General features: G+C 66.0%; 21 protein-coding genes. 14 read left to right on the top strand and 7 right to left on the bottom strand.

The genetic code is table 11. The features are described 5' to 3' along the window. Positions 1–215 precede the first annotated feature (215 nt). The 3 genes from EC839_RS01695 (at position 216) to EC839_RS01685 (ending at position 4,791) form a co-directional block, all read left to right on the top strand. Positions 216–2,243: a methyl-accepting chemotaxis protein gene (locus EC839_RS01695; protein ID WP_132831954.1), complete on the top strand. Its 2,028-nt coding sequence runs from the start codon at positions 216–218 to the stop codon at positions 2,241–2,243. A gap of 596 nt (positions 2,244–2,839) precedes the next feature. Next, on the top strand, positions 2,840–4,435 hold the full coding sequence (locus EC839_RS01690) for an isocitrate lyase (protein ID WP_058773601.1): 1,596 nt from the start codon (positions 2,840–2,842) through the stop codon (positions 4,433–4,435). Positions 4,436–4,461: 26 nt separating this feature from the next. Continuing rightward, complete coding sequence (locus EC839_RS01685) at positions 4,462–4,791, top strand: hypothetical protein (protein WP_132831953.1); 330 nt, start codon at positions 4,462–4,464, stop codon at positions 4,789–4,791. Positions 4,792–4,905: 114 nt separating this feature from the next. Here EC839_RS01685 and prpD read toward each other — a convergent pair whose 3' ends face one another. The 4 genes from prpD to EC839_RS01665 all read right to left on the bottom strand — a co-directional run bounded on the left by prpD (position 4,906) and on the right by EC839_RS01665 (position 9,417). Further along, the gene (prpD, locus tag EC839_RS01680; RefSeq protein WP_132831952.1) at positions 4,906–6,390 is read right to left on the bottom strand and encodes a 2-methylcitrate dehydratase; all 1,485 of its coding nucleotides are present in this window, start codon (positions 6,388–6,390) and stop codon (positions 4,906–4,908) included. Positions 6,391–6,489: 99 nt separating this feature from the next. After that, a complete protein-coding gene (gene prpC, locus EC839_RS01675) occupies positions 6,490–7,617 on the bottom strand; it encodes a 2-methylcitrate synthase (protein ID WP_132831951.1) in 1,128 nt (375 codons plus the stop codon). Positions 7,618–7,823: 206 nt separating this feature from the next. Continuing rightward, the gene (gene prpB, locus EC839_RS01670; RefSeq protein WP_132831950.1) at positions 7,824–8,711 is read right to left on the bottom strand and encodes a methylisocitrate lyase; all 888 of its coding nucleotides are present in this window, start codon (positions 8,709–8,711) and stop codon (positions 7,824–7,826) included. 4 nt (positions 8,712–8,715) lie between these two features. Next, the gene (locus EC839_RS01665; RefSeq protein WP_132831949.1) at positions 8,716–9,417 is read right to left on the bottom strand and encodes a GntR family transcriptional regulator; all 702 of its coding nucleotides are present in this window, start codon (positions 9,415–9,417) and stop codon (positions 8,716–8,718) included. A 153-nt stretch (positions 9,418–9,570) separates the two neighbouring features. Here EC839_RS01665 and pabB point away from each other — a divergent pair, with 153 nt between their 5' ends. From pabB to EC839_RS01650, 3 genes are all read left to right on the top strand, one after another. Continuing rightward, the gene (gene pabB, locus EC839_RS01660; protein ID WP_132831948.1) at positions 9,571–10,914 is read left to right on the top strand and encodes an aminodeoxychorismate synthase component I; all 1,344 of its coding nucleotides are present in this window, start codon (positions 9,571–9,573) and stop codon (positions 10,912–10,914) included. A gap of 48 nt (positions 10,915–10,962) precedes the next feature. Beyond that, positions 10,963–11,583, top strand: coding sequence for a phosphoadenosine phosphosulfate reductase family protein (locus tag EC839_RS01655; protein ID WP_132831947.1), 621 nt, complete (start codon positions 10,963–10,965; stop codon positions 11,581–11,583). Between the two features lie 61 nt (positions 11,584–11,644). Beyond that, the gene (locus EC839_RS01650) at positions 11,645–12,925 is read left to right on the top strand and encodes an MFS transporter (RefSeq protein WP_132831946.1); all 1,281 of its coding nucleotides are present in this window, start codon (positions 11,645–11,647) and stop codon (positions 12,923–12,925) included. Here EC839_RS01650 and EC839_RS01645 read toward each other — a convergent pair. Next, positions 12,898–14,208: an MFS transporter gene (locus tag EC839_RS01645; protein ID WP_132831945.1), complete on the bottom strand. Its 1,311-nt coding sequence runs from the start codon at positions 14,206–14,208 to the stop codon at positions 12,898–12,900. The genes EC839_RS01650 and EC839_RS01645 overlap by 28 nt on opposite strands. 268 nt (positions 14,209–14,476) lie before the next feature. Between EC839_RS01645 and EC839_RS01640 the strand changes: the two genes are divergently transcribed. The 8 genes from EC839_RS01640 to EC839_RS01605 all read left to right on the top strand — a co-directional run bounded on the left by EC839_RS01640 (position 14,477) and on the right by EC839_RS01605 (position 23,946). Continuing rightward, complete coding sequence (locus tag EC839_RS01640) at positions 14,477–15,232, top strand: FadR/GntR family transcriptional regulator (RefSeq protein WP_132831944.1); 756 nt, start codon at positions 14,477–14,479, stop codon at positions 15,230–15,232. 29 nt (positions 15,233–15,261) lie between these two features. After that, a complete protein-coding gene (locus EC839_RS01635) occupies positions 15,262–15,948 on the top strand; it encodes a FadR/GntR family transcriptional regulator (RefSeq protein WP_132831943.1) in 687 nt (228 codons plus the stop codon). An 80-nt stretch (positions 15,949–16,028) separates the two neighbouring features. Further along, positions 16,029–16,898, top strand: a complete 870-nt coding sequence (locus tag EC839_RS01630; protein ID WP_132831942.1) for an SMP-30/gluconolactonase/LRE family protein — start codon at positions 16,029–16,031, stop codon at positions 16,896–16,898. A gap of 221 nt (positions 16,899–17,119) precedes the next feature. After that, the gene (locus EC839_RS01625) at positions 17,120–18,124 is read left to right on the top strand and encodes a substrate-binding domain-containing protein (RefSeq protein ID WP_007160547.1); all 1,005 of its coding nucleotides are present in this window, start codon (positions 17,120–17,122) and stop codon (positions 18,122–18,124) included. 200 nt (positions 18,125–18,324) lie between these two features. Next, a complete protein-coding gene (gene araG / locus EC839_RS01620; RefSeq protein WP_132831941.1) occupies positions 18,325–19,851 on the top strand; it encodes an L-arabinose ABC transporter ATP-binding protein AraG in 1,527 nt (508 codons plus the stop codon). Positions 19,852–19,877: 26 nt separating this feature from the next. After that, a complete protein-coding gene (gene araH, locus EC839_RS01615) occupies positions 19,878–20,846 on the top strand; it encodes an L-arabinose ABC transporter permease AraH (RefSeq protein WP_140217471.1) in 969 nt (322 codons plus the stop codon). Positions 20,847–20,928: 82 nt separating this feature from the next. Beyond that, positions 20,929–22,668 carry an IlvD/Edd family dehydratase gene (locus EC839_RS01610; RefSeq protein WP_132831939.1) on the top strand — a complete coding sequence of 580 codons (1,740 nt, stop codon included), beginning with the start codon at positions 20,929–20,931 and terminating at the stop codon, positions 22,666–22,668. A gap of 129 nt (positions 22,669–22,797) precedes the next feature. Beyond that, a complete protein-coding gene (locus tag EC839_RS01605) occupies positions 22,798–23,946 on the top strand; it encodes an aldose epimerase family protein (RefSeq protein ID WP_132831938.1) in 1,149 nt (382 codons plus the stop codon). Positions 23,947–24,194: 248 nt separating this feature from the next. On the opposite strand, the gene EC839_RS01600 is transcribed toward EC839_RS01605, so the two are convergent. Both EC839_RS01600 and araD1 read right to left on the bottom strand, forming a co-directional pair. Then, the gene (locus EC839_RS01600) at positions 24,195–25,772 is read right to left on the bottom strand and encodes an aldehyde dehydrogenase (NADP(+)) (RefSeq protein WP_132831937.1); all 1,578 of its coding nucleotides are present in this window, start codon (positions 25,770–25,772) and stop codon (positions 24,195–24,197) included. A 151-nt stretch (positions 25,773–25,923) separates the two neighbouring features. Continuing rightward, positions 25,924–26,919 carry an AraD1 family protein gene (gene araD1, locus EC839_RS01595; protein WP_132831936.1) on the bottom strand — a complete coding sequence of 332 codons (996 nt, stop codon included), beginning with the start codon at positions 26,917–26,919 and terminating at the stop codon, positions 25,924–25,926. Positions 26,920–26,945 lie beyond the last annotated feature (26 nt).

The raw sequence follows: 26,945 nt of genomic DNA, 5'->3' as shown, positions 1-26,945 counted from the left end.
CATGACCACCGGTCGCCTCGCTGCGGGCGACCTCGGGATCCTGCGCACGATCGACATCACGCCGAGGCTCATCCCAGAGCTCCAGGCTCTGCCGCACCCCTGATCTACCGGGTCCGGTCGCCTGCGGCCTGGGCGCACACCCCTATCAAGCCACCGCCAAAAGCGCCGATGTCCCTGTGAGCTCCCTTCCCAGCCTGCCCACAAGAGGAACAATCATGGGGTTTCTACAACGCTTAGGCGCCCGCACGAGCAGCAGCGGCGTGTTCAGCCTGACCTGCGCCGCACGTGAACTGAGCGACCGCCTTGGCGGCGTCGCCCTCAAGCCCACCTTCATCACCGGCTTCGTCTCGCCGCACCTGGACCTGGACGCCATCGCCCGGCAACTGGTGGCGCGCTTTCCCGAAGCCTCCATCAGCCTGTGTACCACCTCCGGCGAACTCTGCGGCAGCGAACAGCGGCTGTACTGCGCCGCTGATGGCGCCTGGGATCGGCTGGTGCTGCAATTCTTCGATGCCTCGGTGATCGCCTCGGCCGAGGTCGTGCACGTCCCGCTGGACAGCGAGGACATCCGCCGGGGCGGCCCGCGGCGCAGCATGAAGGAACGCCTGGCCCGCCTGACCGAATCGCTCAAGCGCCTGCAGGTACGCACGCCCATCGATCACCGCGATACCCTGGCCTTCGTGCTGTTCGACGGCCTGTCCGCCTCGGAATCCTTCTTCATGGAGGCGCTGTACGAATCCGGCCGCTTTCCCTGCCTGTTCGTCGGCGGCTCCGCCGGCGGCAAGGGCGACTTCCGCCAGACGCTGCTGCACGATGGCCGCAAGGCCTATGAAAACCATGCCCAGCTGGTCTTCCTGAAGATGGCCAGGAACACCCGTTTCGGGGTGTTCAAGAGCCAGAATTTCAGCGCCACGCCGCTCAGTCTCAGTGTCCTCACCGCCTCCCTGGAAGAGCGCTACATCAGCCAGGTGGTCGACAGCCGCGGCCAGATCAAGAGCATGGTGGCGGCCCTCTGCGAGGCCTTGAGCTGCCGCGCCGAGCAACTGGAACAGCGCCTGGCGGACTATTCCTTCGCCATCCGCGTGGGCGAGGAGCTGTTCGTCCGCTCCATCGCCCGCATCGACTACGAGCGCGAGCGCATCCACCTGTTCTGCGACGTGGCGCCCGGCGAAGAGCTGGTGATGGTCAAGCGCACCTCGCTGGTGGACACCACCCGCGAGGATTTCGCCCGCTTCCTGCAGGGCAAGAGCGGCACCCCGCTGGTGGGCGTGCTCAACGACTGCATCCTGCGCCGCGCCAACAACGGCGCCGAGCTACCGCGCATGGGCGAGGTGTTCGGCCAGACGCCAGTGGTGGGCTTTTCCACCTTTGGCGAGATCCTCGGCCTGAATCTCAACCAGACCCTCACCGCGGTGTTCTTTTTCCGCACCCCCGAAGGTGCGCCCTTCCGCGACGACTACGTCGACAACTTCGCCGCCCACTATGGCGAATTCAAGGCCTTCTTCCTGCGGCGGCAGATCAGGAAGCTGGCCGGCCTGAGCCAGGTGGTGGTCAACCAGATCAACGAATTCAAACGGCAGAACTTCACCGGCGTGGTGGATGCCCAGGGCCTCGACGACTCCATCCAGGCGGTGTTCGGCGGCCTCGCCGACCTCGGCCAGGTGCTGCGCCAGGCCCACCAGAGTCGCCAGGAGATCGGCGAGCAGTTGCGGCACTACTCCGGCGAATTGCACAGCAGCATGGACGACCTGACGGGCAACATCCTGCAGCAGGGCGAAGTCACCCGCCAGGCCGACAGCACCGTGCAGCACCTCACCGACCAGGCCGAGGAGGTGGTGCGCAGCGCCAACGAGCTGAGCCAGTCGAGTCTGCGCATCCAGTCCATCGTCCAGGTGATCCAGCAGATCGCCGGCCAGACCAACCTGCTGGCGCTCAACGCGGCCATCGAGGCGGCGCGCGCCGGCGAGAGCGGTCGCGGCTTCGCGGTGGTGGCTGACGAGGTGCGCAACCTGGCGGCCATCACCCACAAGAACGCCGCCGAGATCGGCGCCGACATCGACCAGCTGTCCCGCGCCATCAGCGAGGTCGGCGCCCATATCGCCGGCCAGGCCCAGGACGTGGGTTCGCTGCAGGAGCTGCTGGCCGCCCTGCGCGAGTCCGGTCGCCTCACCGCCCAGACCTCACATCGCACCAAGGACATCGCGGACACCCTGACCGGCCTCACCGCCGCCACGTCGTCCTGAGCCACGGGGGACTTACCGTTCGTCGGCACTGACCGGCAAGTCCCAGCTTCCTCCCCTGCCTCCGCCCCCCACCAAAGGCAAAGACCAGCGGCCACCGGATCTCCCGCCGAGTGACCGCAGGGTCACGGCCAGCGCCGTGGCTTGCGGCCCTGTTTTGCTCCCATCAGCGACCCATGGGTCAGCAATAGACGCCCCAAACCCGCTCCCAGCCGCGTCTACGACTTTTGTAGTGCTTATACGAAAGCACTACAAAACCTGGTTGACGACACTCCGATCTCCTGCAAATCTCTAGCTGCACCGGACGCGAACCCCCTATCCATGCGGGTCGCGCCTGGGCTCCGGGTGACCCTCGGGCCGTCTTGCGTAGTGATGCTCAAGAGGCACTACAAGAGAAGACGACTGAAATGCCGCGCTGCTCGAGGCAGCGTCGCCAGAGGTGACGTCCGGATCCATGCAGGTACGTACGGCGACATGACTCGACAGCTGGGCTGACCTTTCGCCTTCGCGACCGGCATCCGGGTGGCAACCGCCATCCCGCTGCCGGACGTTGGGAAAAGACTGGTACCCAAGCCAACCTCATCGAGAAGGATCGACTCATGTCCGCTTACGAGAACGACGTTCAGGCCATCGCCGCCCTCAAGAACAGCACCGGCAATCACTGGAGCGCCATCAATCCGGAATACGCCGCCCGGATGCGCCTGCAGAATCGCTTCAAGACCGGTCTCGACATCGCCCGCCACTGCGCGGCCATCATGCGCCGGGACATGGCCGCCTACGACGCCGACAGCAGCGCCTACACCCAGTCGCTGGGCTGCTGGCACGGCTTCATCGGGCAGCAGAAGCTGATCGCCATCAAGAAGCACCTGGGCAGTACCCAGGGCCGCTACCTCTACCTGTCCGGCTGGATGATCGCCGCGCTGCGCTCGGAATTCGGCCCGCTGCCGGATCAGTCCATGCACGAGAAGACCAGCGTGCCGGCGCTGATCGAAGAGCTCTACACCTTCCTGCGCCAGGCCGACGCCCGCGAACTGGGCATGCTGTTCCGCGAGCTGGACGCCGCCCGCGCCGCCGACGAGAACGCCAAGGCCGCCGCCATCCAGGCCAAGATCGACAACCATGAAACCCACGTGGTGCCGATCATCGCCGACATCGACGCCGGCTTCGGCAACGCCGAGGCCACCTACCTGCTGGCCAAGAAGATGATCGAAGCCGGGGCCTGCTGCATCCAGCTGGAAAACCAGGTCTCCGACGAGAAGCAGTGCGGCCACCAGGACGGCAAGGTCACGGTGCCCCACGAGGACTTCCTGGCCAAGATCAACGCCGTGCGCTACGCCTTCCTCGAACTGGGCGTGGACGAGGGCGTCATCGTCGCCCGCACCGACTCCCTGGGCGCTGGCCTGACCAAGCAGATCGCCGTGAGCAAGCAGCCGGGCGACCTGGGCGACCAGTACAACGGCTTCCTCGACTGCGACGAGGTGGATGCCAGCCAGCTGGGCAACGGCGACGTGCTGATCAGCCGTGGCGGCAAGCTACTGCGGCCCAAGCGCCTGGCCAGCGGCCTGTTCCAGTTCCGCGCCGGCAGCGGCGTGGACCGAGTGGTGCTGGACTGCATCACCTCGCTGCAGAACGGCGCCGACCTGCTGTGGATCGAGACCGAGAAGCCCCACGTCGGCCAGATCAAGGCCATGGTCGACCGCATCCGCGAGGTCGTGCCCAACGCCAAGCTGGTCTACAACAACAGCCCCTCCTTCAACTGGACGCTGAGCTTCCGCCAGCAGGTGTTCGACGCCCTGCAGGCCGAGGGCAAGGACGTGTCCGCCTACGACCGCGCCAAGCTGATGAGCGTGGACTACGACGACACCGAACTGGGTCGCCTGGCCGATGCGCGGATCCAGAGCTTCCAGCGCGACGCCGCGCGTGAAGCGGGCATCTTCCACCACCTGATCACCCTGCCCACCTACCACACCGCGGCCCTGTCCACCGACAACCTGGCCAAGGGCTACTTCGCCGAGGAAGGCATGCTGGCCTACGTCAAGGGCGTGCAGCGCCAGGAGATCCGCCAGGGCATCGCCTGCGTCAAGCACCAGAACATGGCCGGCTCGGACATGGGCGACGACCACAAGGAATATTTTGCCGGCGAGGCGGCGCTCAAGGCGGCCGGCAAGGACAACACCATGAACCAGTTCCATTGATCACGGCCACCGCGGAGGACACGCTCATGAACCTGAACGACAACCCCAACCTGGACGATCTCAAGCAGCTGTTCGGCCGGCTCAAGGACAAGAACCACAACCATATCCTCTGGGTCTGCGAGAGCGGCGCGGTGCATGTCGACCGCCTGCCCGGCGGCGAAACGCCCGAGCAGTTCGAGGAGCGCCATCCCAGCCTGCGCATCCGCTTCAAGACCTACAACAAGGGTGGCGGCTACGTCGGCAAGTCGGCCGCGGCGGACGACAACTTCATCAGGAGCGTCCACGCCGCCCTGCAGGAGCACTGGCGCCTGGCCGGTCGGCAGCAACGGCCGGCCTATGTGGATCGCTACTGCTAGCCATGAAAAAGGGCGCGACAGGTAGATGATCTCCCGCCGCGCCCTGCCCCATCTTCGAGGCGACTCGTCCGGTCCTGCATGGCCCTGCAGGCTCGGTCGAGTCGCCTCTTCTGTTTACAGCACGAACAGATCCACGAAGCGATGCACCGGGGTGGCTTCCAGTCCCGCCTGATCCTTGCACAGCGCGAAGATCTGGGCGCAGCGACCAGCCGGGAAGCGCGTGGCCAGGTTGCTCTGGAATTTGCGCTCCAAGAGCGGAATGCCCTCTTCGCGGCGACGGCGATGGCCGATGGGATATTCCACGGCGATCTTCTCGGTGCTGCTGCCGTCGGTGAAGAACACCTGCAGGGCGTTGGCGATGGATCTCTTGTCGGCTTCCAGGTACTCGCGGCTGTAGCGCTCGTCCTCGACGATCTCCATCTTCTCGCGCAACTGGTCGATGCGCGGATGGGCCTGGTGGAAGGCGTCCTCGTAGTGCTCGGCGACCAGGTCGCCGAACAGCAGCGGCACGGCGATCATGTACTGCAGGCAGTGGTCGCGGTCGGCCGCGTTGGCCATGGGGCCCTGCTTGGAGATGATGCGAATGGCCGATTCGTGGGTGGTCACCACGATCTTCTCGATCTCGTCCACCCGGTCGCGCACCTGGGGATGCAGGAGCACCGCGGCCTCGGCGGCGGTCTGGGCGTGGAATTCCGCCGGGAAGCTGATCTTGAACAGCACGTGTTCCATCACGTAGCTGCCGAAGCCCTGGGGAAAGCGGAACTGGCGCTGGTCGGCCGGCTTGGTGGCCAGGTCCTTGTTGGTATGGCTGAACAGCACGTCGTAGAAGCCCCACTGGGGTGCGCTGAGCACCCCGGGGATGCCCATCTCGCCGCGCAGGGCGATGTCGGCCAGGCGCACGCCGCGGCTGGAGGCGTCACCGGCGGCCCAGGACTTGCGGCTGCCGGCATTGGGCGCATGGCGATAGGTGCGCAGCGCCTGGCCATCGACGAAGGCATGGGAAAGCGCCGCCAGCAGCTGTTCGCGGTTGGCGCCCATCAGCTTGGCGCTGACCGCGGTGGAAGCCAGCTTGACCAGGAAGACGTGGTCCAGGCCGACTCGGTTGAAGGAGTTCTCCAGGGCGAAGACGCCCTGGATCTCGTGGGCCATGACCATGGCCTCCAGCACCTGGCGCATGGTCAGGGGCGCCTCGCCCTGGGCCACGCGGCGTTGGGAAAGGTGATCGGCCACCGCCAGGATGGCACCGAGGTTGTCGGAGGGGTGGCCCCATTCGGCGGCCAGCCAGGTGTCGTTGTAGTCCAGCCAGCGAATGATGCAGCCGATGTCCCAGGCCGCCTTGACCGGGTCCAGGCGATAGCTGGTGCCCGGAACCCGCGCGCCCTGGGGCACCACGGTACCCTCCACCTGGGGGCCGAGCAGCTTGGTGCACTCGGGGAACCGGAGGGACAGCAGGCCGCAGCCAAGGGTGTCCATCAGGCAGTTGCGGGCGGTGTCCAGGGCCTCGCGGGAGGTAACCTGGTAGGTCAGCACATAGTCGGCCAGGTCCTGGATGACCTGGTCGTAATCGGGTCTGTTGTTGAGATCGACGTTGGCGCTCATGAATGTTCCTTTTTATCGCGTCTATCGCGGCCATCGGCCGCTCCTACAGGTTTGGCCTGGGCGCTCCCGTAGGAGCGGCCCATGGCCGCGATCAAAAAATCAACGATTGGCAATGGGCGTGAAGGCCCGCTGCTCGACGCCGATGTAATCCGCACTGGGGCGGATGATGCGGTTGTCGGCGCGCTGCTCGAAGACGTGGGCGCACCAGCCAGCCGTGCGCGAGCAAACGAAGATCGGGGTGAACAGCGGCGTCGGGATGCCGAGGAAGTGATAGGCGGAGGCGTGGTAGAAGTCGGCGTTGGGAAACAGCCCCTTCTCCTCCTTCATGGTGCGGTCGATGGCTTCCGAGACCGGGAACAGCACCTGATCGCCCACCTCCGCCGCCAGTTGGCGGGCGTAGTCCTTGATCACCTCGTTGCGCGGATCGCTGTCGCGGTAGATGGCGTGACCGAAGCCCATCACCTTTTCCTTGCGTTCGAGCATCTGCTTGAGGCCGGTGACCGCCTCCTCGGGCGAGGCGAAGCGCTCGATCAGCGCCATGGCCGCCTCGTTGGCGCCACCGTGCAGCGGCCCGCGCAGGGAGCCGATGGCGCCGGTGACGCAGGAATAGAGATCCGACAGCGTCGAGGCGCAGACCCGGGCGGTAAAGGTGGAGGCGTTGAATTCGTGCTCGGCATAGAGGATCAGCGAGACGTTCATCACCCGGGCGTGCAGTTCGCTGGGCGCCTTGCCGTGCAGCAGGGTGAGGAAGTGGCTGGCGATGTCCGGGGCGTCACTCGTGCAGTCGATGCGGGTGCCGCTCTGGCTGAAGTGATGCCAGTAGAGCAGGATCGCCGGAAAGGCGCCGAGCAGACGATCGGCCACCTGCTGCTGGTCGGCGAAGCTGTGCTCCGGCTCCAGGGTACCCAGCAAGGAGGCGCCGGTGCGCATCACGTCCATGGGGTGGGCGCTGGCGGGGATGCGCTCCAGGCCTTCCTTGAGCGGCTGCGGCAGGTCGCGCAGCGCGGCCAGGCGCTGGCGATAGGCGTCCAGTTGCGCCTGGGTCGGCAGCTCGCCATAGAGCAACAGGTGGGCGACCTCCTCGAAGTCGGCCCCGGCGGCCAGTTCGCGGATGTCGTAGCCCCGGTAGGTGAGGCCGGCGCCGGTCTTGCCGACGGTGCATAGCGCGGTGCGGCCGGCGACCTGGCCACGCAGGCCGGCGCCGCCGAGGGTTTTGCTGTCTGCCATCGTCTCGCTCCTCTTGGAGTTGTTGTGCGAAAAAGCGGGCGTTCAAAGCGTCTTTACGATCTCGCGAGCTAGCGACAAACAAGGCGGAAGTGGCTGAAGAAGCGGATCGGACTCGCGCTCGAGTTTACGGGTGGTAAATGAGCATTCCGACCGGGCTGGCGACCCAGGCCACTTCCAACGCAGTTTGGCCGACGCGCAGCAGATCGTTAGGATTTCTGCTGCTGGAACAGGCGATCCAGCTGGTCTTCATACCGGTGATAGTCGATGCGGTCATAGAGCTCGGCGCGGGTCTGCATGGTGTCGACCACCGCCTGCTGGCTGCCGTCGCGGCGGATCGCCGTGTAGACGTTTTCGGCGGCGCGATTGGCGGCGCGGAAGGCCGACAGTGGATAGAGCACCAGGCCGACATCGGCCCCGGCCAGTTCCTCGGTGGTGAACAGCGGCGTGGCGCCGAATTCGGTGATGTTGGCCAGGATGGGCACCCCCACCGCCTGGGCGAACTGGCGGTACATGGGCAGCTCGGTCATGGCCTCGGGAAAGATCATGTCGGCGCCGGCCTCGACGCAGGCGCAGGCGCGGTCGATGGCGGCCTGCAGGCCTTCTACCGCCAGGGCATCGGTGCGCGCCATGATGACGAAGTCCGCATCGGTGCGGGCATCCACCGCGGCCTTGATGCGATCGACCATCTCCTGCTGGCTGACGATCTCCTTGCCCGGCCGATGGCCGCAGCGCTTGGCGCCGACCTGATCCTCGATGTGCATGGCCGCCGCGCCGGCCTTGATCAGGGCGCGGGTGGTGCGCGCCACGTTGAAGGCCGAGGCGCCGAAGCCGGTGTCGACGTCCACCAGCAGCGGCAGGTCGCAGACGTCGGTGATGCGGCGGACGTCGATCAGCACGTCTTCCAGACCGCTGATGCCCAGGTCCGGCAGCCCCAGGGAGCCAGCCGCGACCCCGCCGCCGGACAGGTAGATGGCCTGGAAGCCGGCGCGCTTGGCCAGCAGCGCATGATTGGCATTGAGGGTGCCGACCACCTGCAGCGGGCGTTCGGCGGCGACGGCGGCACGGAATTTCTGGCCGGGACTGACGGCAGGCATGGCGTTACCTCGACTGATCTTGGACTAGGGGATGGTGCTGCAGATTGCGCTTGGAGGCGGCGATGTGGCGACGCATCAGCAGTTCGGCCAGTTCGCCGTCGCCCTCGGCCAGGGCATCGAGGATGCGATGGTGCTCGGCGAAGGCCTGGCGCGGCCGATTGGGGGTGGCGGAGACCTTGAGTCGGTACATGCGCACCAGGTGATAGAGCTCGCCGCAGAGCAACCGCACCAGCATGCCGTTGCCGCTGGCCTGGATGATGCGGTAGTGGAAGTCGTGGTCGCCTTCCTGCAGGTAGTAGCCGGTACCGGCCTGGAACGCCGGGTCGCGCTCGTGGGTATCCAGCAGCTGGCGCAATTCGTCGATGCCCTGAGGCGTGAGGCGTTCGGCCGCCAGGCGGCAGGCCATGCCTTCGAGGGATTCGCGGATCTCGTAGAGTTCGACCAGTTCGGCCAGGCTCAGGGCGGCGACCCGGGCGCCGGCATGGGGCACCCGCACCACCAGCCGCTGGCCTTCCAGGCGGTGGATGGCTTCGCGCAGCGGCCCGCGGCTGATGCCATAGGTACGGGCCAGCTCGGGCTCGGAAATCTTGCTGCCCGGCGCCACGTCGCCGCGGACGATGGCCTCGCGGATCCGGCGGAACACCTGCTCGGAGAGGGTCCCGCTGTCGGTCTCGGGCGCTTCGGCCTGAAGGGGGCTATCGATCATTGTCGACACCTTTTGTGTTTATGGGCTGAATAACTACGCCTGAACGTCTTTCCCGTCAATATTTGTCGACAATTCGGCTGTGACAGCCTGTGTCTCGCCCCGCCGGGAGCGGTTCGCTACACTAGCGCGCCGCCCCTCCCAGCCGACCTCGCCATGCCCCTCTGCCACCTGCATCCCCTGCCCTACCACGCCGATCCCACGGCACGCTTCGCCCTGCTGCAGGGCGAGCCCGGCGCGGTGCTGCTGGATTCGGGGCGGCCGATGGCCCAGCGCGGTCGCTACGACCTCATGGCGGCCTGGCCACTCGAGGTGCTGCAACCCGCCTCCGGCGAGAGCGGGCGCGCCTTTTTCACGCGGACGCGCGCCGCCCTGGCCAGCCTGGGTCGCGCCGACCTGCCGGAAGGCGCGGACCTGCCCTTCGCCGGTGGTCTGCTGGGCTATCTCGGCTACGATTTCGGGCGACGCCTGGAGCGCCTGCCCCAGGGCGCCCGCGCCGACCTGGCGTTGCCCGATGCGCGCCTGGGCCTCTATGCCTGGGCACTGGTCAGCGATCACCAGGCGCGGAACAGTCAGCTGGTCTGCCATCCGGCGCTGGACGAAGGGGAACGGCAGCGGCTGATCGCCCTGTTCGAAGCCGAGGAAGCGCCCGAAACCGAAGCGTTCAGCCTGACCGCTCCCTTCACCGCCGACATCGACCGCGCTACTTATCGCCAGAGCATCGAGGCCATCCAGGCCTATATCGCCGCTGGCGATTGCTACCAAGTCAACTTCGCCCAGCGCTTCCGCGCGCCCTTCCAGGGTTCGCCCTGGCGCGCCTACCAGGCCCTGCGCGCGGCCTGCCCCACGCCCTTCTCCGGCTACCTGGCACTGGACGGAGGCGCCCTGCTCAGCCACTCACCGGAGCGCTTCCTTCGGGTGAGTCGCGGCCAGGTGGAGACCCGTCCGATCAAGGGCACCCGGCCGCGGCGCGCCGAGGCCGGTGCCGATGCCGCCGAAGCCCGCGCCCTGCTGGCCAGCCCCAAGGATCGCGCCGAGAATCTGATGATCGTCGACCTGTTGCGCAATGACCTGGGTCGCAGTTGCCGCATCGGCTCGGTGCGGGTGCCCGAGTTGTTCGCCCTGGAGAGCTACCCCAACGTCCACCACCTGGTCAGCGCCGTCACCGGCGAACTGGCAACGGGCCTGGACGCCCTGGACCTGCTGGCTGGCAGCTTTCCCGGTGGTTCCATCACCGGGGCACCGAAGATCCGCGCCATGCAGATCATCGACGAGCTGGAGGAGACCCGGCGTGGTCCCTACTGCGGCTCGCTGCTCTATCTGGACGTACGCGGCGAGAGCGACAGCTCCATCCTGATCCGCAGCCTGCTGGCCGAAGACGGCACGCTCAGCTGCTGGGGCGGCGGCGGCATCGTCATGGATTCCCACTGGGCCGACGAATACGCCGAATCCCTGGCCAAGGTGCGGGTGCTGCTGGAGACGCTGGAAGCCCACAGCTGATCCGGCTTTGCTACCATGGCCTCATCTCTTCCCCGGCTGGAGCCCGCCATGTCTCTCGATCTCGCCCGCATCAACGCCGACCTCGGCCGCGACCCCGAAAAGCTCGTCGCCTGGGCCCTGGGCCTGGGCAAGAGCGCCATCGTCACCACCAACTTCCGCCCCTTCGAGGCGGTGATCCTGCACCTGGTCAGCCAGGTCAAGCCGGACATCCCGGTGGTCTGGATGGACAGTGGCTACAACACCCCCGCCACCTACCGCTGCGCCGACGAGATCGTGCGCAAGCTCAAGCTCAACTTGGTGACCTACCTGCCCAAGCGCTCCCGCGCCCACCGCGAGGCCATCGACGGGCCGGTACCGGGGCTGGACGATCCGCGCCACGCCGCCTTCACCGAAGAGGTCAAGCTAGAGCCCTTCGCCCGCGCCCTGCGCGAGACCGCCCCCGAGGTCTGGTTCACCGCCCTGCGTGCCACCGATACCGCGGTACGCGCCCAGATGGACCCGGTCAGCGTCAATCCGGACGGCCTGATCAAGGTCGCGCCGCTGCTGCACTGGACCTCCAAGGATCTCTACCAGTACCTTACCGCCCACGACCTGCCCAACGAATTCGACTACTTCGACCCCACCAAGGGTGACGAAAACCGCGAGTGCGGTCTGCACCTCGCCCACTGAGTCGATGCCCTTCGCGCGCCCGCTCCCGGGCGCGCGCCCTGCTACTGCCGAAACAACGCCCATGACCGCTTCTCGCCCTACCCACTCCCGCAAGGGCGTCTTTGCCGTGGTGCTCGGCAACGCCGTGGAGTTCTTCGACTTCGGCGTCTACGCCACCTTCGCCGTGCTGATCGGCCAGGTGTTCTTTCCTTCGCAGAATGCTTTCGCCAGCCTCATGGCCAGCGTCATCACCTTTGGCGTCGGCTTCGTCGTCCGTCCGCTGGGCGCCATCCTCATCGGCGCCTGGGCCGATCGGGTCGGGCGCAAGCCGGCGATGCTGCTGACCATGGTGCTGATGGCCCTGGGCACCGGCGGCATCGCCGTGCTGCCGGGCTACGAGCAGATCGGCATTGCCGCCCCCATCCTGCTGGTGCTCACCCGGCTGCTGCAGGGCCTGGCCTGGGGTGGCGAAGCCGGCCCGGCCACCACCTACATCCTGGAAGCGGCGCCGTTGCACAAAAGGGGTACCTACGCCTGCTGGCAGGTGGTGGCCCAGGGCCTGGCGGCAATGGCGGCCGGCCTGATCGGCTATGGCCTGACCCTCTGGCTGACGCCGGAACAGCTGCTGGCCTGGGGCTGGCGCCTGCCCTTCCTGCTGGGTCTGGCGATCCTGCCCATCGGCCTCTACATCCGCCGCGGACTGGTGGATACCCACGTCGGTGAAACCCGGGGTACCGGTGCGGTGCTGGGCGAGGTAATGGCCACCCAGCGCCGCCCGCTGCTGCTGGGCCTGCTGATCCTCTCCGGCAGCACCATCACCCAGTATTTCCTCAACTACATGACCACCTTCGCCCTGGTGGAGCTCAAGCTACCCGCCGGGATCGCCATGCTCGCCACCCTGGTGATGGGCGCGGCCATGGCGGTCTGCTCGATCCTGGGCGGCGCGCTCAGCGATCGCTATGGCCGGCGCATCGTGCTGATCCTGCCGCGGCTGCTGTTGCTGGTGCTGCTCTATCCGGCGCTGGAGCTCATCACCCAGGCGCCCGGTCCGGGCACCTTCCTGCTGACCCTGGCCGTGCTCTCCGGCCTGCACGGCATGAGCGGCGCGGCACTGATCGTGCTCCTGGTGGAAAGCTTTCCGCAGCGGGTGCGGGCCACCGGCTTCTCGCTGGTCTATGCGCTGGGGGTGGCGGCCTTCGGCGGCACCGCCCAGATCGTGGTGACCTGGCTGATCGGCGCCACCGGGGATCGCATGGCGCCGGCCGCCTATCTGCTGGCGGCCAATCTGGTCTGTCTCGGCGCCGCCTGGTTCGCCGCCGAGACCTGCCCAGGGCGTCAGCCGGCGGAACGCTCCGCGGCATAACCCTCTTCCCGACGGCTCTTGCGCTCCAGGCGGGTGTAGACGATGCCGGTGAGCAAGAGGCCGAACACCAGCACCGCGGCCAGCAGATAGAGGCCCGAGGCCAGGGTGCCGGTCGCCGCCTTGAGTGCCCCGATGCCATAGGGGCCGAGATAGCCGCCGAGGTTGCCCACCGAATTGATCAGGGCGATGCCGGCGGCGGCACTGGCTCCGGCGAAGAAGCGCCCCGGCAGGGTCCAGAACAGCGCGGTGAGGGAAAACAGACAGAAGGCCACCACCGACAGCGCAGCCAGTTGCAGCACGGCGGTGCCGAACCAGGCACTGCCGGCCATGGCCAGGGCGCCCACGGCATAGAGCACGGCCAGGTGACCGTAGCGATCGCCCAGGCGATCCGAGCTGCGCGGCACGATGAGCAGGCCGAGGATGCCGAAGGCATAGGGAATGGCGGAAATGAAGCCCGTGGTGAGATCGCTGCCGCCGAACTGGTGGATCAGCGTCGGCAGCCACAGCCCCAGGCCATAGATGCTCAGGGTCACCGGCAGATAGTAGAGCGCCAGCAACAGCACCCGGCGATCCTTGAGCGCATGCAGGGGGTTGCCATGGCGGGTCTGGTCGAAGAGGTGCAGGTCCTTTTCCAGCTCCGTGGCCAGCCAGCGCTTTTCCTCGGCGTCCAGCCAGGCGACCTGTTGCGGACCATCCGGCAGCCGGGTCAAGGTCGGCCAGGCCAGCAGCACCGCCGGGGCACCGATGCAGAGGAACAGCCACTGCCAACCGTGCAGGCCGAGCGCGCCATCCAGTTGCAGCAGCATGCCCGACAGCGGCCCCGTCACCAGCATGGCGATGGGTTGGGAGAGGATGAACAGCCCCATGATCTTGCCGCGGTGGCGCACCGGGAACCACTGGGTGAGGTAGTAGAGCACCCCGGGAAAGAAGCCGGCCTCGGCCACCCCCAGCAGAAAGCGCATGACATAGAAGCTGGTGGGGCCCTGGACGAAGGCCATGCCCATGGTGATGGCCCCCCAGGTGATCAGGATGCGGGCGAACCAGCGGCGGGCACCGAAGCGTTCCAGCAGCAGGTTGCTGGGTACCTCGAAGAGGAAGTAACCGATAAAGAACAGGCCGGCACCGAGGCCGTAGGCGGCGTCGCCGATGCCGACGTCGGCGCCCATGTGCAGCTTGGCGAAGCCCACGGCAGAGCGGTCGATGTAGGCGACCAGATAGAGCAGGACGAGGAAGGGGATCAGCTTGCGCGTGATCCGGCGGATGAGCACGGATTCGGGGTGCATGGCGTTCTCCGACTTGTTGTTGTTGTGCGGGTCGAGCGCAAATCAGGCAAAAGTCTAACGTAGTATCATTGAATCGCCAAATAGCCAAAAAACGCTTCGTTTTGCCTCCATCAGCACATTTGATACGACTAAAAAATTGTTACGAAGTCAGAAAACAGATAACTTGCTATCCGCTGATCCCTATTCCAGAGCCGTCGAGCCCGTTGCCGCCTCGGTTATCGCGCTGATGGTGTTATAGTGATGGCACGACGACTTCGGATGCCTTTCGATGAATTACAAGACACCGCTGCCGCGCAAAAGCAGACATGCTCGCATCGTCCATGAGCTCGGTACCCAGATCGTGTCTGGGCACTTCCTGCCGGAACAGCGCCTGCCTCCTGAGGCACAGCTGTGCGAAGAATACGAGGTAAGCCGACCCGTCCTCCGGGAGGCCACCCGAGTGCTGGTAGCCAAGGGCTTGGTCAAATCCAAGCCCAAGGTCGGAACCGTGGTCAAACCACGCAATGAGTGGCATCTGCTCGATCCCGACGTGCTCCACTGGCTGCTGCAGAGCGATTCGCGGCACAGCTTCTACGAGACCCTGGTCAAGGTGCGTAACATCATCGAGCCGGAGGTGGCCGCCATGGCGGCTGCCAATGCCCAGCCCGAAGACGTGAAGGCCATCGAGGATGCCTACGAGCGGATGGAGCAGGCGGCGGACCTCGCCAACATGGCCGAGCCGGACATGGCCTTTCACCTGTCCATCGCCACTGCCACTCACAACGAACTGCTGACTCACCTCTACAGCATCATGTTACTGCCGGTGCGGGACTATCTGGAACGCTCCTCGGCGCTGTTCGCCGCCGGAGACAGCCTCAACCTGCTGGTCTCCCGCCACAAGGCGATCCTCACCGCGATCCAGCACCGTGACCCCCTCACCGCTCGACACGCCGCCATCGCCCAGCTGGCCGGTGTCGATGACATGGTCGCTGAAGCCTTCCGGCCGCAGCCCTTGTCTGAAAGGGAAATTTCGTATGATCATTGAGGGCAATAATTCCTTCGCGGTATGCCCTCATGTCCAGCAGCTACCATGCCTCTACCGTAGAACAACTCGGTCAGCGTCTCGCGGCCGGGCAATTCCCGCCGGGTAGTGCGCTCAAGGTAGAGGCGGATCTCTGCCAGGAACTGGGCGTCAGCCGCACCATCCTGCGCGAGGCGATCAAGACCCTGGCCGCCAAGGGCATGCTGGAAGTCGGCCCCAAGGTCGGTACCCGAGTCCTGCCGCTCAGCCGCTGGAATCTGTTCGATACCCAGGTGGTGGGCTGGCTGGCCACGGGCGGTCTGCCCGCTCATTTTGTTAAGGACCTGCTGGATCTGCGTCACGCCATCGAGCCGGCGGCGGTGCGCTGGGCCTGCGAAAGAGCCACGCCGGAGCAGGTCCAGGCGATCCAGGTCGCCTACCAGCACCTGGAAGCCTCTCTCAACGGTGGTGACTACAATACCGCCGACCAACGTTTTCACGAGTGCGTCCTGGCCGCCAGCCACAATCAATTCATCGAGCAGATGGTGCCCGCCCTGGGCGCCCTGCTGGCGGCCTCCTTCACCCTGTCGTCGGCCGATCCCGACGAATTGCGACGTACCCTCCCCCTGCACAAGACCCTCGCCGACGGCATCGCCTCGCGCGATGCGGCGCGCGCCGTCTGGGCCTGCATGATGCTGATCGACAGCGCGGCAGTGACCCTGGCGCGCTATACGGACTGACGTTTCGGTCGGCAACCTTGGCGTCTATCCAGGTTCCCATGCCTGGATTTCTCGTACTGCCACAACAAGAGAGGTGAACGATGGATTGGCAGCCGCTGCTTCCCCAGCGCTTCAAACTGGCCGAGGGCCCCTTCTGGGACCAGGAAACCCAGGCGCTCTACTGGGTGGACATCGCCGGCTTCAAGGCCTGCCGCCTGCGTGGCGAGCACTACCAGGAATGGCAGCTGGATCGTCCCTGCTCCGCCTTCGTACCTACCGTGCGCGGCGATGCCCTGGTGACCCTGCCGGACGGCGTCTTCCGCCTGGATCTCGAATCCCCGCACGACCGCCCCGCGCTGGAGCTGTTCTGCGTCGCCGATCCGGATCCGGGCAACCGCGGCAACGAAGCCCGCTGCGATGCCCAGGGGCGACTCTGGCTGGGTACCATGCAGAACAATCTCGATGCCCAGGGTGGCGATGTGGCCATCGACCGGCACTCGGGCGGACTGTTTCGCATCGATCCGGACGGCAGCGTCAGTCGTCACGCCAGCGATCTCGGCATCGCCAACACCCTGGTGTGGAGCGCAGCCGACAATCACGTCATCAGCGCCGACACCTTGAAAGACACCCTCTATCGCTATCCGCTGGATGCCGCCGGCAACCTGGGGACCCCCACCGTCTGGGCCGGCCCCCATGAGCGCGGTTCGCCGGACGGCTCGGCCATCGACAGCGAAGGCTGCGTGTGGAACGCACGCTGGGATGGCAACTGCCTGCTGCGCTTCTCGCCGGAAGGCGACCTGCTGGAGATCGTCGAACTGCCCGTCCAGCGCCCCACCAGCTGCGTCTTCGGCGGACCGGACCTGCGCACCCTGTACGTCACCAGCGCCGCCGCCGATGGCGTCCTCGACGGCGCCTTGCTCAAGGCCACCGCGCCGGTAGCCGGCATGCCCTGCCACAGGTTCGCTGGCTGATTCATCCTACCGGTCCTGGCGCCCCTCTGCGGCGCCTTTCCGTTCCAGGGCCTATGTAACAGCTTGGTGACAGAGGTGATGAAAAATCTCGTCACCTTTTCCTTGCGCCCGCACCCGTCCAATCATAATATCAATGAAGAGCGGCGTCGTCTGACCTCCACGACGGCAGCCCGCCGCCTTGCATTGCCTGGCCACACCAATAAAAACAAGGAGTTCCAGCTATGTTCCGTGTTCCGGGAGTTCGTTCTCTGCTGCGTGCCGCCCTCGCCGCCGGTGCCGTCAGCCTGTCTCTCTCCGCTTTCGCTGCCGATCCGGTCAAGATCGGTTTCCTGGTCAAGCAACCCGAGGAACCCTGGTTCCAGACCGAGTGGGCCTTCGCCGAGAAAGCCGCCAAGGACAAGGGCTTCACCCTGCTCAAGATCGCCGTGCCAGATGGCGAGAAGACCCTCGCCGCCATCGACAGCCTGGCCGCCAATGGCGCCAAGGGCTTCGTGATCTGCCCGCCCGACGTGTCCCTCGGCCCGGCCATCGTGGCCAAGGCCAAGCTCAACGACCTCAAGGTCATGGCCGTGGACGATCGCTTCGTCGACGCCAAGGGCAAGTTCATGGAAGACGTGCCCTACCTGGGCATGGCTGCCTTCGAAGTTGGCCAGCAGCAGGGCGCCGCCATGGCCGCCGAAGCCGAGAAGCGCGGCTGGAAGTGGGATGACACCTATGCGGTGATCAACACCTACAACGAGCTGGACACCGGCAAGAAGCGCACCGACGGCTCGGTGGAAGCCCTGAAGAAGGCCGGCCTGCCCGCCGACCACATCATCTTCGCACCGCAGAAGACCCTGGACGTGCCCGGCAGCATGGACTCCACCACCTCCGCACTGGTGAAGCTGCCCTCGGGCGCCAAGCACCTGATCATCGGCGGCATGAACGACAACACCGTGCTGGGCGGCGTCCGCGCCACCGAAAGCGCCGGCTTCAAGGCCGAGCAGGTGATCGGCATCGGCATCAACGGCACCGATGCCATCGGCGAACTGAAGAAACCCAACAGTGGCTTCTTCGGTTCCATGCTGCCCAGCCCCCACGAAGAGGGCTATCAGACCGCCAGCATGATGTACGAGTGGGTCACCACCGGTAAGGAGCCGCCCAAGTACACCGCGATGGACAAGGTCACCCTCATCACCCGCGCCAATTTCCAGCAGGAGCTGGAAAAGATCGGCCTCTGGAAGTGATGACCCCGGCGGCGCCCGAGCTGGCGCCGCCCCCTTTCATATTGGAGCCTTTATTACGATTTGGCGAGCTAGCGACAAACAGGGCGAAAAGGCTTTAGGAAGCGCAGTTTACGATTAGTAAATGAGCATTCCGAAAGGCTTTTCAACACAGTTTGGCCGACGCGCAGCAGATCGTAAAAAGGTTGTGACAGGAGTGCCTCATGGCAGCCTTGGAACAAACCACCGCCCAGAGCGCCGACAGTCTCGGTTTCGTCGGTATCGGCAAGACCTTTCCCGGCGTCAAGGCGCTCGCCGACATCTCCTTCAGCGTGCGTCCCGGCTCGGTGCATGCCCTCATGGGCGAGAACGGCGCCGGCAAGTCGACCCTGCTGAAGATCCTCAGCGGCTACCACGCCCCCACCACCGGCCACCTCAACATCGACGGCCAGGAACTGGTGTTCAAGAGCACCGCCGAAGCCATCCGCGCCGGCGTCGCCGTGATCCAGCAGGAACTGCAGCTGGTGCCGGAGATGACCGTCGCCGAAAACCTCTTTCTCGGGCACCTGCCGGCGCGCTACGGGATCGTCAATCGCGGCCACCTGCGCCGCCAGGCCCTGGACCTGCTCAAGGGCCTGGCCGAAGAGATCGACCCAAACACCAAGGTCGGGCGCCTGTCGCTCGGTCAGCGCCAACTGGTGGAGATCGCCAAGGCGCTCTCCCGTGGCGCCCGCGTCATCGCCTTCGACGAGCCGACCAGCTCGCTGTCCGCCCGCGAGACCGATCGGCTGATGACCATCATCGCCCGGCTGCGCGACGAAGGCCGGGTGGTGCTCTATGTCTCCCACCGCATGGAAGAGGTCTTCCGCATCTGCGACGCGGTGACGGTGTTCAAGGACGGCCGCCACGTGCGCACCATCGAGCGCCTGGCCGACATCACCCCCGACCAGTTGATCACCCTGATGGTCGGCCGCGATCTCGCCGACATCTACGACTACCGTCCGCGCGAGATCGGCGGCGGTTGCCTCAAGGTCGAGGGGCTGCTTGGCCAGGGCCTGCAGCAACCGGTGGGCTTCGAGGTCTGCCAGGGCGAGATCCTCGGCCTGTTCGGCCTGGTCGGTGCCGGTCGCACCGAGCTGTTGCGCCTGCTGGCGGGCCTGGAAAAGCACAAGGCCGGCAACCTGAGCCTCAAGGGCGCCCCGGTCAGCCTCAGGTCGCCGCGTGACGCCATCGCCGCCGGCATCCTGCTCTGCCCGGAAGATCGCAAGAAGGAAGGCATCGTGCCCCTGGCCAGCGTGGCCGAGAACATCAACATCAGCGCCCGCGCCCATCACGCCAGCCTCGGCTGCCTGATCCAGGGTCGCTGGGAAAAGGCCAACGCCGAAAAACAGATTCGCGCGCTGAACGTGAAGACGCCCCACGCCGGGCAGAAGATCAAGAATCTCTCCGGCGGCAACCAGCAGAAGGCCATCCTCGGTCGCTGGCTGTCGATGCCCATGCAGGTGCTCCTGCTCGACGAACCCACCCGCGGCATCGACGTGGGCGCCAAGTCGGAGATCTACGCCATCATCCATGACCTCGCCGCCCGCGGCATCGCCGTGGTGGTGGTCTCCAGCGACCTGATGGAAGTCATGGGCGTGGCCGATCGCATCCTGGTGATGAGCGAAGGCGCCATCACCGGCGAGGTGGCCCGCGCCGAGTTCAACGACGAGCGCCTGCTGCAGCTCGCCCTGCCCCGTACCCGGGCCTGATGAAAACAAGAAAAGAGGTCACGTCCATGTCCGCCCAACCCCACAGCCTGACCCCGCCGCGCCGCGGTTTCGACACCCGCCGCTTCCTCGACGACTGGGCCATGATGCTGGCCGCCGTCGTCATCTTCACCCTCTGCGCGCTGTTCGTGCAGAACTTCCTCTCGCCGCTGAACATGCGCGGTCTGGGCCTGGCGATCTCCACCGTGGGCATCGCCGCCTGCACCATGCTGTTCTGCCTGGCCTCCGGCCACTTCGACCTCTCGGTGGGTTCGGTCATCGCCTGTGCCGGGGTGGTCGCCGCGGTGGTGATGCGCGACTTCGACAGTGTCTTTCTCGGCGTCGCCGCCGCCCTGGCCATGGGCCTGGTGGTGGGCCTGATCAACGGACTGGTGATCGCCAAGCTCAAGATCAACGCCCTGATCACCACGCTGGCGACCATGCAGATCGTACGCGGCCTGGGCTACATCTTCTCCGACGGCAAGGCCGTGGGCGTTTCCCAGGAGCAGTTCTTCGTGTTCGGCAACGGCCAGCTGTTCGGCCTGCCAGTGCCCATCGTCATCACCCTGCTGTGCATCCTGTTCTTTGGCTGGCTGCTCAACTACACCACCTTCGGCCGCAACACCATGGCCATCGGCGGCAACGAGGAAGCCGCGCTGCTGGCCGGCGTCCACGTCGACCGCACCAAGATCATCATCTTCGCCATGCACGGGGTGATCGGCGCCCTGGCCGGCGTGGTACTGGCCTCGCGCATGACCTCCGGCCAGCCGATGATCGGCCAGGGCTTCGAACTCACGGTGATCTCCGCCTGCGTGCTGGGCGGCGTCTCGCTGGCCGGCGGCATCGGCATGATCCGCCACGTGATCGCCGGCGTGCTGATCCTGGCGATCATCGAGAACGCCATGAACCTGAAGAACATCGACACCTTCTACCAGTACGTCATCCGCGGAACCATCCTGCTGCTGGCCGTGGTCATCGACCGCTTCAAGCAGCGCTAAACCCAGACTCTGCCCTCCCCCACGGCGCCAGGCGCGCCGTGCCGGGGACCGCTTTGCCCGTGAAATGCCCGAGGACAAGACAATGACCACGCCCAAACGCCCGCTCCGCTCCGCCCAGTGGTTTGGCAGCAACGACAAGAACGGCTTCATGTACCGCAGCTGGATGAAGAACCAGGGCATCCCGGACCATGAATTCCAGGGCAAGCCCGTCATCGGCATCTGCAACACCTGGTCCGAGCTGACCCCCTGCAACGCCCACTTCCGCAAGATCGCCGAACACGTCAAGCGCGGCATCTACGAAGCCGGCGGCTTCCCGGTGGAATTCCCGGTGTTCTCCAACGGCGAATCCAACCTCAGACCCACCGCCATGCTGACCCGCAACCTGGCCAGCATGGACGTGGAAGAAGCCATTCGCGGCAACCCGGTGGACGCCGTGGTGCTGCTCACCGGCTGCGACAAGACCACGCCGGCGCTGCTGATGGGCGCCGCCAGCTGCGACGTGCCGGCCATCGTCGTCACCGGTGGCCCCATGCTCAATGGCAAGCACCACGGCCGCGACATCGGCGCCGGCACCATCGTCTGGCAGATGCACGAGGCCTACAAGGCGGGCGCCATCGACCTCAACGAATTCCTCTCCGCCGAAGCCGGCATGTCGCGTTCGGCTGGTACCTGCAACACCATGGGCACCGCCTCCACCATGGCCTGCATGGCCGAAGCCCTGGGCACCTCGCTGCCGCACAACGCCGCCATTCCGGCGGTGGATTCGCGGCGCTACGTGCTGGCGCACCTGTCCGGCATGCGCATCGTCGAGATGGTGGAGGAAGACCTGCGACTGTCGAAGATTCTCACCAAGGAAGCCTTCGAGAACGCCATCCGCGTCAACGCCGCCATCGGCGGTTCCACCAACGCGGTGATCCACCTCAAGGCCATCGCCGGCCGCATCGGCGTGGACCTGGAGCTGGACGACTGGACCCGGGTCGGTCGTGGCACCCCCACCATCGTCGATCTGCAGCCCTCCGGGCGCTTCCTGATGGAGGAGTTCTATTATTCCGGCGGCCTGCCGGCGGTGATCCGCCGCATGGGCGAGGCCAATCTGCTGCCCCATCCCGAGGCCCTGACCGCCAACGGCAAGAGCATCTGGGCCAACTGCGCCGAGGCGCCCATCTACGGTGACGACGAGGTCATCCGCGCCCTGGACAACCCCCTGCGCGCCGACGGTGGCATCTGCGTATTGCGCGGCAACCTGGCGCCCAAGGGCGCGGTGCTCAAGCCCTCGGCCGCCACTCCGGCGCTCATGCAGCATCGCGGTCGCGCGGTGGTGTTCGAGAACCTGGAAGATTACAAGGCGCGCATCGTCGACCCGGACCTGGACATCGACGAGACCTGCGTGATGGTGCTGAAGAACTGCGGGCCCAAGGGCTATCCGGGCATGGCCGAGGTCGGCAACATGGGCCTGCCGCCCAAGCTGCTGGCCAAGGGCATCACCGACATGGTGCGCATCTCCGACGCCCGCATGAGCGGCACCGCCTATGGCACCGTGGTGCTGCACGTCGCGCCCGAGGCCTCGGCCGGCGGCCCGCTGGCGGTGGTTCGCGAAGGCGACATGATCGAACTGGACTGCGCCTCCGGCCGCCTGCACCTCGATATCCCCGACGAAGAACTGGCCGCGCGCCTGGCCGACTGGCAACCGCCGGCGGATCAGCTGCTGGCCGGCGGTTATCGCCGCCTCTACGTCAACCACGTGCTGCAGGCCGACGAAGGCTGCGACTTCGACTTCCTGGTCGGCTGCCGCGGCGCCGAGGTACCCCGCCACTCGCATTGATCCGCTTCTACCGTTGGGCTTCGCGCTGCTCAACCTACGCAGCTCCGTAGGTTGGGTTGAGCGCAGCGAAGCCCAACAAGCCGCAACCCGCTGTTCCCTGTACAACAACAAACCGAAAAGGTGGTCGAGATGAAACGCACGTTAGCCCTCACCGGACTTGGACTGTCACTCATGATCAGCACCCTTACCGCCCAGGCGGCCGGCCTCAGCAGCCAGCAGTCGAGCTTTGGCAAGCTGCCCGATGGCACCCCCATCGAGAAGTTCGTCCTGACCAACAGCCACGGCATGCAGGCCACCGTCATCACCTACGGCGGCGTGCTCCAGGCGCTCAAGGTGCCCGATCGCAAGGGCCACAGCGAAGACGTGGTACTAGGCTTCGATGACGTCCAGGGCTATCTCGACAACCCCACGGTGTTCTTTGGCGCCACCATCGGCCGCTTCGGCAACCGCATCGCCGAGGGCCGCTTCAGTCTCGACGGCAAGAGCTACCAGATCCCGCAGAACGACAAGACCAACGCCCTGCACGGTGGGCCCCAGGGCTTCAACACCAAGGTGTGGAAGGCCGAGCCGGCCAAGGGCGACGGCTGGGTCGGCGTGACCCTGAGCTATGTATCCCCCGATGGCGAGATGGGCTTTCCCGGCACCCTGACTACCCAGGTGACCTACCAGCTGGACGAGCACAACCAGCTGACCCTCAAGTACCGCGCCACCACCGACAAGCCGACGGTGCTCAACCTGACCAACCACAGCTACTTCAACCTGGCGGGCGCCGGCAGTGGCACCGTGCTCAAGCAGGTGGCGATGCTCAATGCCGACAAATACACGCCGGTGACCGCCAAGCTGATCCCCACCGGCGAATTGCCGCCCGTGGCCGGCACGCCCATGGACTTCCGCAAGCCGACCGCCATCGGCAAGCACATCGCCGACGACAACCAGCAGCTGAAGTACGCCGAACCCAAGCAGGGTGGCTATGACTTCAACTGGGTGCTCAACACCGCTGGCGATCTGCAGAAGGCCGCCGCCGTGGTGACCGATCCGGGCTCCGGTCGCACCCTGACCCTCTACACCACCGAACCGGGCGTGCAGTTCTATACCGGCAACTTCCTGGAAGGCAATATCAAGGGCAAGGCCGGCAAGACCTACGGCCATTGGGGTGCCTTCACCCTGGAAACCCAGCACTATCCGGACGCCCCCAACCAGCCGAACTTCCCCACCACCCGCCTGGATCCCGGCCAGACCTACACCCAGACGACGATCTTCAAGTTCGCCGCCAAGTAAGGTTGTTTCCGGTAGAAGCAAGGCCGCTCCCAGGAGCGGCCTTTTCTTTGGGCATTGTGCGTGCTGCTTCCCTCACCCCAGCCCTCTCCCGGAGGGCGAGGAGGTTGTTCCGGCACGCGCGCTCAACTCTTCAGTAGCGTGGAAAACGGCGCAGCCTTTTCCACTGCCCTGCCACTCCCCTTCCCACCGCCCAATAAAAAACCCGACGTCTCGCGACGCCGGGTTCTCTACCACTCAGGGCCACGCGATCAGATCGCGGCCTTGGTGTTCTCGCCGTTCACCAGGCGCTGGATGCCCAGCGGGTTGGCGTTCTGCAGGGCTTCCGGGAGGAAGGCGTCCGGGTAGTTCTGGTAGCACACCGGGCGCAGGAAGCGGTCGATGGCCAGGGTGCCGACCGAGGTGCCACGGGCATCGGAGGTCGCCGGATAGGGACCGCCGTGGACCATGGCGTCGCAGACTTCCACGCCAGTGGGATAGCCATTGAGCAGCAGGCGCCCGGCTTTCTGCTCCAGCAGGCCGATGATGGCCTCGAAGCGTTGCAGGTCCGCCGGCTCGGCCAGCAGGGTGGCGGTCAGCTGGCCGTGCAGGCCTTGCAGCGCCTGGTGCAGCTGGGCTTCGTCGGCCACCTCGACCACCACGGTAGTGGGGCCGAAGACTTCTTCCTGCAGCAGCTCGTCGTTTTCCAGCAGCAGGCTCACGTCAGCCTTGAACAGCTGCGGACGTGCCTGATTGCCTTCCTGGTTGGCGCCGGCCAGGTGTTGCACGCCGGAATGGGCCAGCAGCGCCGCGACGCCCTTTTCGTAGCTTTTCAGAGTGCCCGGATTGAGCATGGTCTGGGGCGCCTGCTCGTTCATGGCAGCGGCCAGGCCCTCGAGGAAGGTGCTGAACTCGGGCGAACGCAGGCCGATGACCAGGCCCGGATTGGTGCAGAACTGACCGCAGCCCAGGACCACGGAGGCCGCGAGTTCACCGGTGATGGCGTCGCCACGGGCCTTGAGCGCCTCGGGCAGGACCACCACCGGGTTGATGCTGGACATCTCGGCGAACACCGGGATCGGCTGCGGACGAGCCGCGGCCATGTCGCACAGGGCGCGGCCGCCGCGCAGGGAGCCGGTGAAACCCACCGCCTGGATGGCCGGGTGCTTGACCAGCTGCTCGCCCACGCCACCGCCATAGATCATGTTAAACACGCCCTTGGGCATGCCGGTCTTCTCGGCGGCGCGAATGATGGCGTCGGCCACGTATTCGGCGGTGACCATGTGGCCGCTGTGGGCCTTGAACACCACCGGGCAACCGGCGGCCAGGGCTGCGGCGGTATCGCCACCGGCGGTGGAGAAGGCCAGCGGGAAGTTGCTGGCGCCGAACACGGCCACCGGACCCAGACCGATGCGGTACTGACGCAGGTCAGGACGCGGCAACGGCTTGCGCTCGGGCAGCGCGGTGTCGATGCGCGCACCGTGGAAGTCGCCGCGGCGCAGCACCTTGGCGAACAGGCGCATCTGGCCGCTGGTACGGCCCCGCTCACCCTGGATGCGACCCGCCGGCAGCGCGGTTTCCTGGCAGACCAGCTGGACGAAGTCATCGCCCAGGGCATCCAGTTCGTCGGCGATCGCGTCGAGGAAGGTGGCGCGCTGCTCGGCGCTCAACTTGCGGTACAGGGGCGCGGCCTGCTCGGCGGCGCGTGCGGCGGCATCGACCTCGGCCGTGGACGCCTGGAAGAATTCGTAGGGCAGCTTTTCGCCGGTCGTGGCGTCGATGCTGTAGACCCGCACCTCGCCCTCGCCGCTGCGAGCGCCACCGATGTAGTTCTTGCCTTGGATCTGCATTGTTCTCGACTCCTTATACCTAGGGGTTCAGGGAAGACCGCCCGCCTGGGGCGGCCTTCGAAAGGGTGGCACGCTTAATCTCGAAGCGGCCGGGCCAGCCTGTGCGATACCCACTCTAGCATTCGCATAGTCAGCAGTCATCATACAACTATCAGAGTTGGCGGACCTGCCCGGGCTGGAAGGCTGCCGTGCCGGCCTTGACGCCATTGCTCAGCGGCTCGCCGAATTCCGGCACCGCGATCTCGAATCTGTCGCCCGGCTCGACGCGCACGCCATCGGCGAAGGACAGGGTCGCCGTGCCGAAGAAATGCACATGAACATCCCCCGGACGCAGGAACTGCGCGTACTTGAAGTGGTGATACTCGAGGTTCTCCAGGCTGTGGCACATGTTGTCCTCGCCCGAGAGAAACTCCTTCTCCCACACCACCTGCTCACCGCGACGAATTCGGCTGGTACCGGCCAGATGGCGCGGCAGCTCACCGGTGCGCAGCGCCGGACCAAAGCTGCAATAGCGTAGTTTGGAATGGGCCAGGTAGAGATAGTTCTTGCGTTCCATCACGTGATCGGAGAATTCGTTGCCTACCGCATAACCCAGGCGATAGGGCTTGCCATCGTCGCCGATCACATAGAGCCCGGTCAGCTCGGGCTCTTCACCGGCGTCCTCGGCGAATTCCGGCAGCGGGATGTCGGCACCCGGACGCACCAGAATGCCGCCGTCGCCCTTGTAGAACCATTCCGGCTGGGCACCGGCGCTACCCGCTGCGGGCCGACCGCCCTCCACGCCCCATTTGAACATGCGCATGGAGTCGGTCAACTTGGCCTCCTCCTGGCTGTTCTGCTGGTGCATCTTGTCGCGGGTGGCGGCGCTGCCGAGGTGGGTCAGACCGGTCCCGGTGACCAGGCAGTGGGCCGGATCCTCGTGGTCCAGCGGCGGCAATAGGCGACCGGCGTCGAGCAGCTCGGCATAGGCCGGTCCGGACTCAAGGCCCAGGGTCTGCACCTGAGACTCCAGCGAAACGCCGGCGCGAATGGCCTGCAGCGCCAGGGTCCGGGTGCTGGTCGCGCCGCGGACCTGCTGGACTTCACCGCGCTCGACCACGCCGACGCGGCGCTGGCCCTGTTGGTCTTCGAACTGAATCAGGTGCATGGCCTTCTCCTTGTTGGTTATCGCCT

The organism is Pseudomonas sp. JUb52 (genome assembly GCF_004341115.1).
Taxonomy (GTDB): domain Bacteria; phylum Pseudomonadota; class Gammaproteobacteria; order Pseudomonadales; family Pseudomonadaceae; genus Chryseomonas; species Chryseomonas oryzihabitans.
Note: the sequence above shows the minus strand (reverse complement) of the source record. Positions and strands in the feature narration are given on the sequence as shown.

Bases quoted from the DNA above. Each gene is read 5' to 3' on its own strand.
- EC839_RS01645 (WP_132831945.1), bottom strand. From the start codon at position 14,208: ATGCACCCCGAATCCGTGCTCATCCGCCGGATCACGCGCAAGCTGATC.
- EC839_RS01600 (WP_132831937.1), bottom strand. From the start codon at position 25,772: ATGCAGATCCAAGGCAAGAACTACATCGGTGGCGCTCGCAGCGGCGAG.
- EC839_RS01695 (WP_132831954.1), top strand. From the start codon at position 216: ATGGGGTTTCTACAACGCTTAGGCGCCCGCACGAGCAGCAGCGGCGTG.
- prpC (WP_132831951.1), bottom strand. From the start codon at position 7,617: ATGGCAGACAGCAAAACCCTCGGCGGCGCCGGCCTGCGTGGCCAGGTC.
- EC839_RS01635 (WP_132831943.1), top strand. From the start codon at position 15,262: ATGTCCAGCAGCTACCATGCCTCTACCGTAGAACAACTCGGTCAGCGT.
- EC839_RS01610 (WP_132831939.1), top strand. From the start codon at position 20,929: ATGACCACGCCCAAACGCCCGCTCCGCTCCGCCCAGTGGTTTGGCAGC.
- araD1 (WP_132831936.1), bottom strand. From the start codon at position 26,919: ATGCACCTGATTCAGTTCGAAGACCAACAGGGCCAGCGCCGCGTCGGC.
- EC839_RS01655 (WP_132831947.1), top strand. From the start codon at position 10,963: ATGTCTCTCGATCTCGCCCGCATCAACGCCGACCTCGGCCGCGACCCC.
- prpD (WP_132831952.1), bottom strand. From the start codon at position 6,390: ATGAGCGCCAACGTCGATCTCAACAACAGACCCGATTACGACCAGGTC.
- EC839_RS01690 (WP_058773601.1), top strand. From the start codon at position 2,840: ATGTCCGCTTACGAGAACGACGTTCAGGCCATCGCCGCCCTCAAGAAC.
- prpB (WP_132831950.1), bottom strand. From the start codon at position 8,711: ATGCCTGCCGTCAGTCCCGGCCAGAAATTCCGTGCCGCCGTCGCCGCC.
- EC839_RS01630 (WP_132831942.1), top strand. From the start codon at position 16,029: ATGGATTGGCAGCCGCTGCTTCCCCAGCGCTTCAAACTGGCCGAGGGC.
- EC839_RS01640 (WP_132831944.1), top strand. From the start codon at position 14,477: ATGAATTACAAGACACCGCTGCCGCGCAAAAGCAGACATGCTCGCATC.
- pabB (WP_132831948.1), top strand. From the start codon at position 9,571: ATGCCCCTCTGCCACCTGCATCCCCTGCCCTACCACGCCGATCCCACG.
- araH (WP_140217471.1), top strand. From the start codon at position 19,878: ATGTCCGCCCAACCCCACAGCCTGACCCCGCCGCGCCGCGGTTTCGAC.
- EC839_RS01665 (WP_132831949.1), bottom strand. From the start codon at position 9,417: ATGATCGATAGCCCCCTTCAGGCCGAAGCGCCCGAGACCGACAGCGGG.
- araG (WP_132831941.1), top strand. From the start codon at position 18,325: ATGGCAGCCTTGGAACAAACCACCGCCCAGAGCGCCGACAGTCTCGGT.
- EC839_RS01605 (WP_132831938.1), top strand. From the start codon at position 22,798: ATGAAACGCACGTTAGCCCTCACCGGACTTGGACTGTCACTCATGATC.
- EC839_RS01685 (WP_132831953.1), top strand. From the start codon at position 4,462: ATGAACCTGAACGACAACCCCAACCTGGACGATCTCAAGCAGCTGTTC.
- EC839_RS01625 (WP_007160547.1), top strand. From the start codon at position 17,120: ATGTTCCGTGTTCCGGGAGTTCGTTCTCTGCTGCGTGCCGCCCTCGCC.
- EC839_RS01650 (WP_132831946.1), top strand. From the start codon at position 11,645: ATGACCGCTTCTCGCCCTACCCACTCCCGCAAGGGCGTCTTTGCCGTG.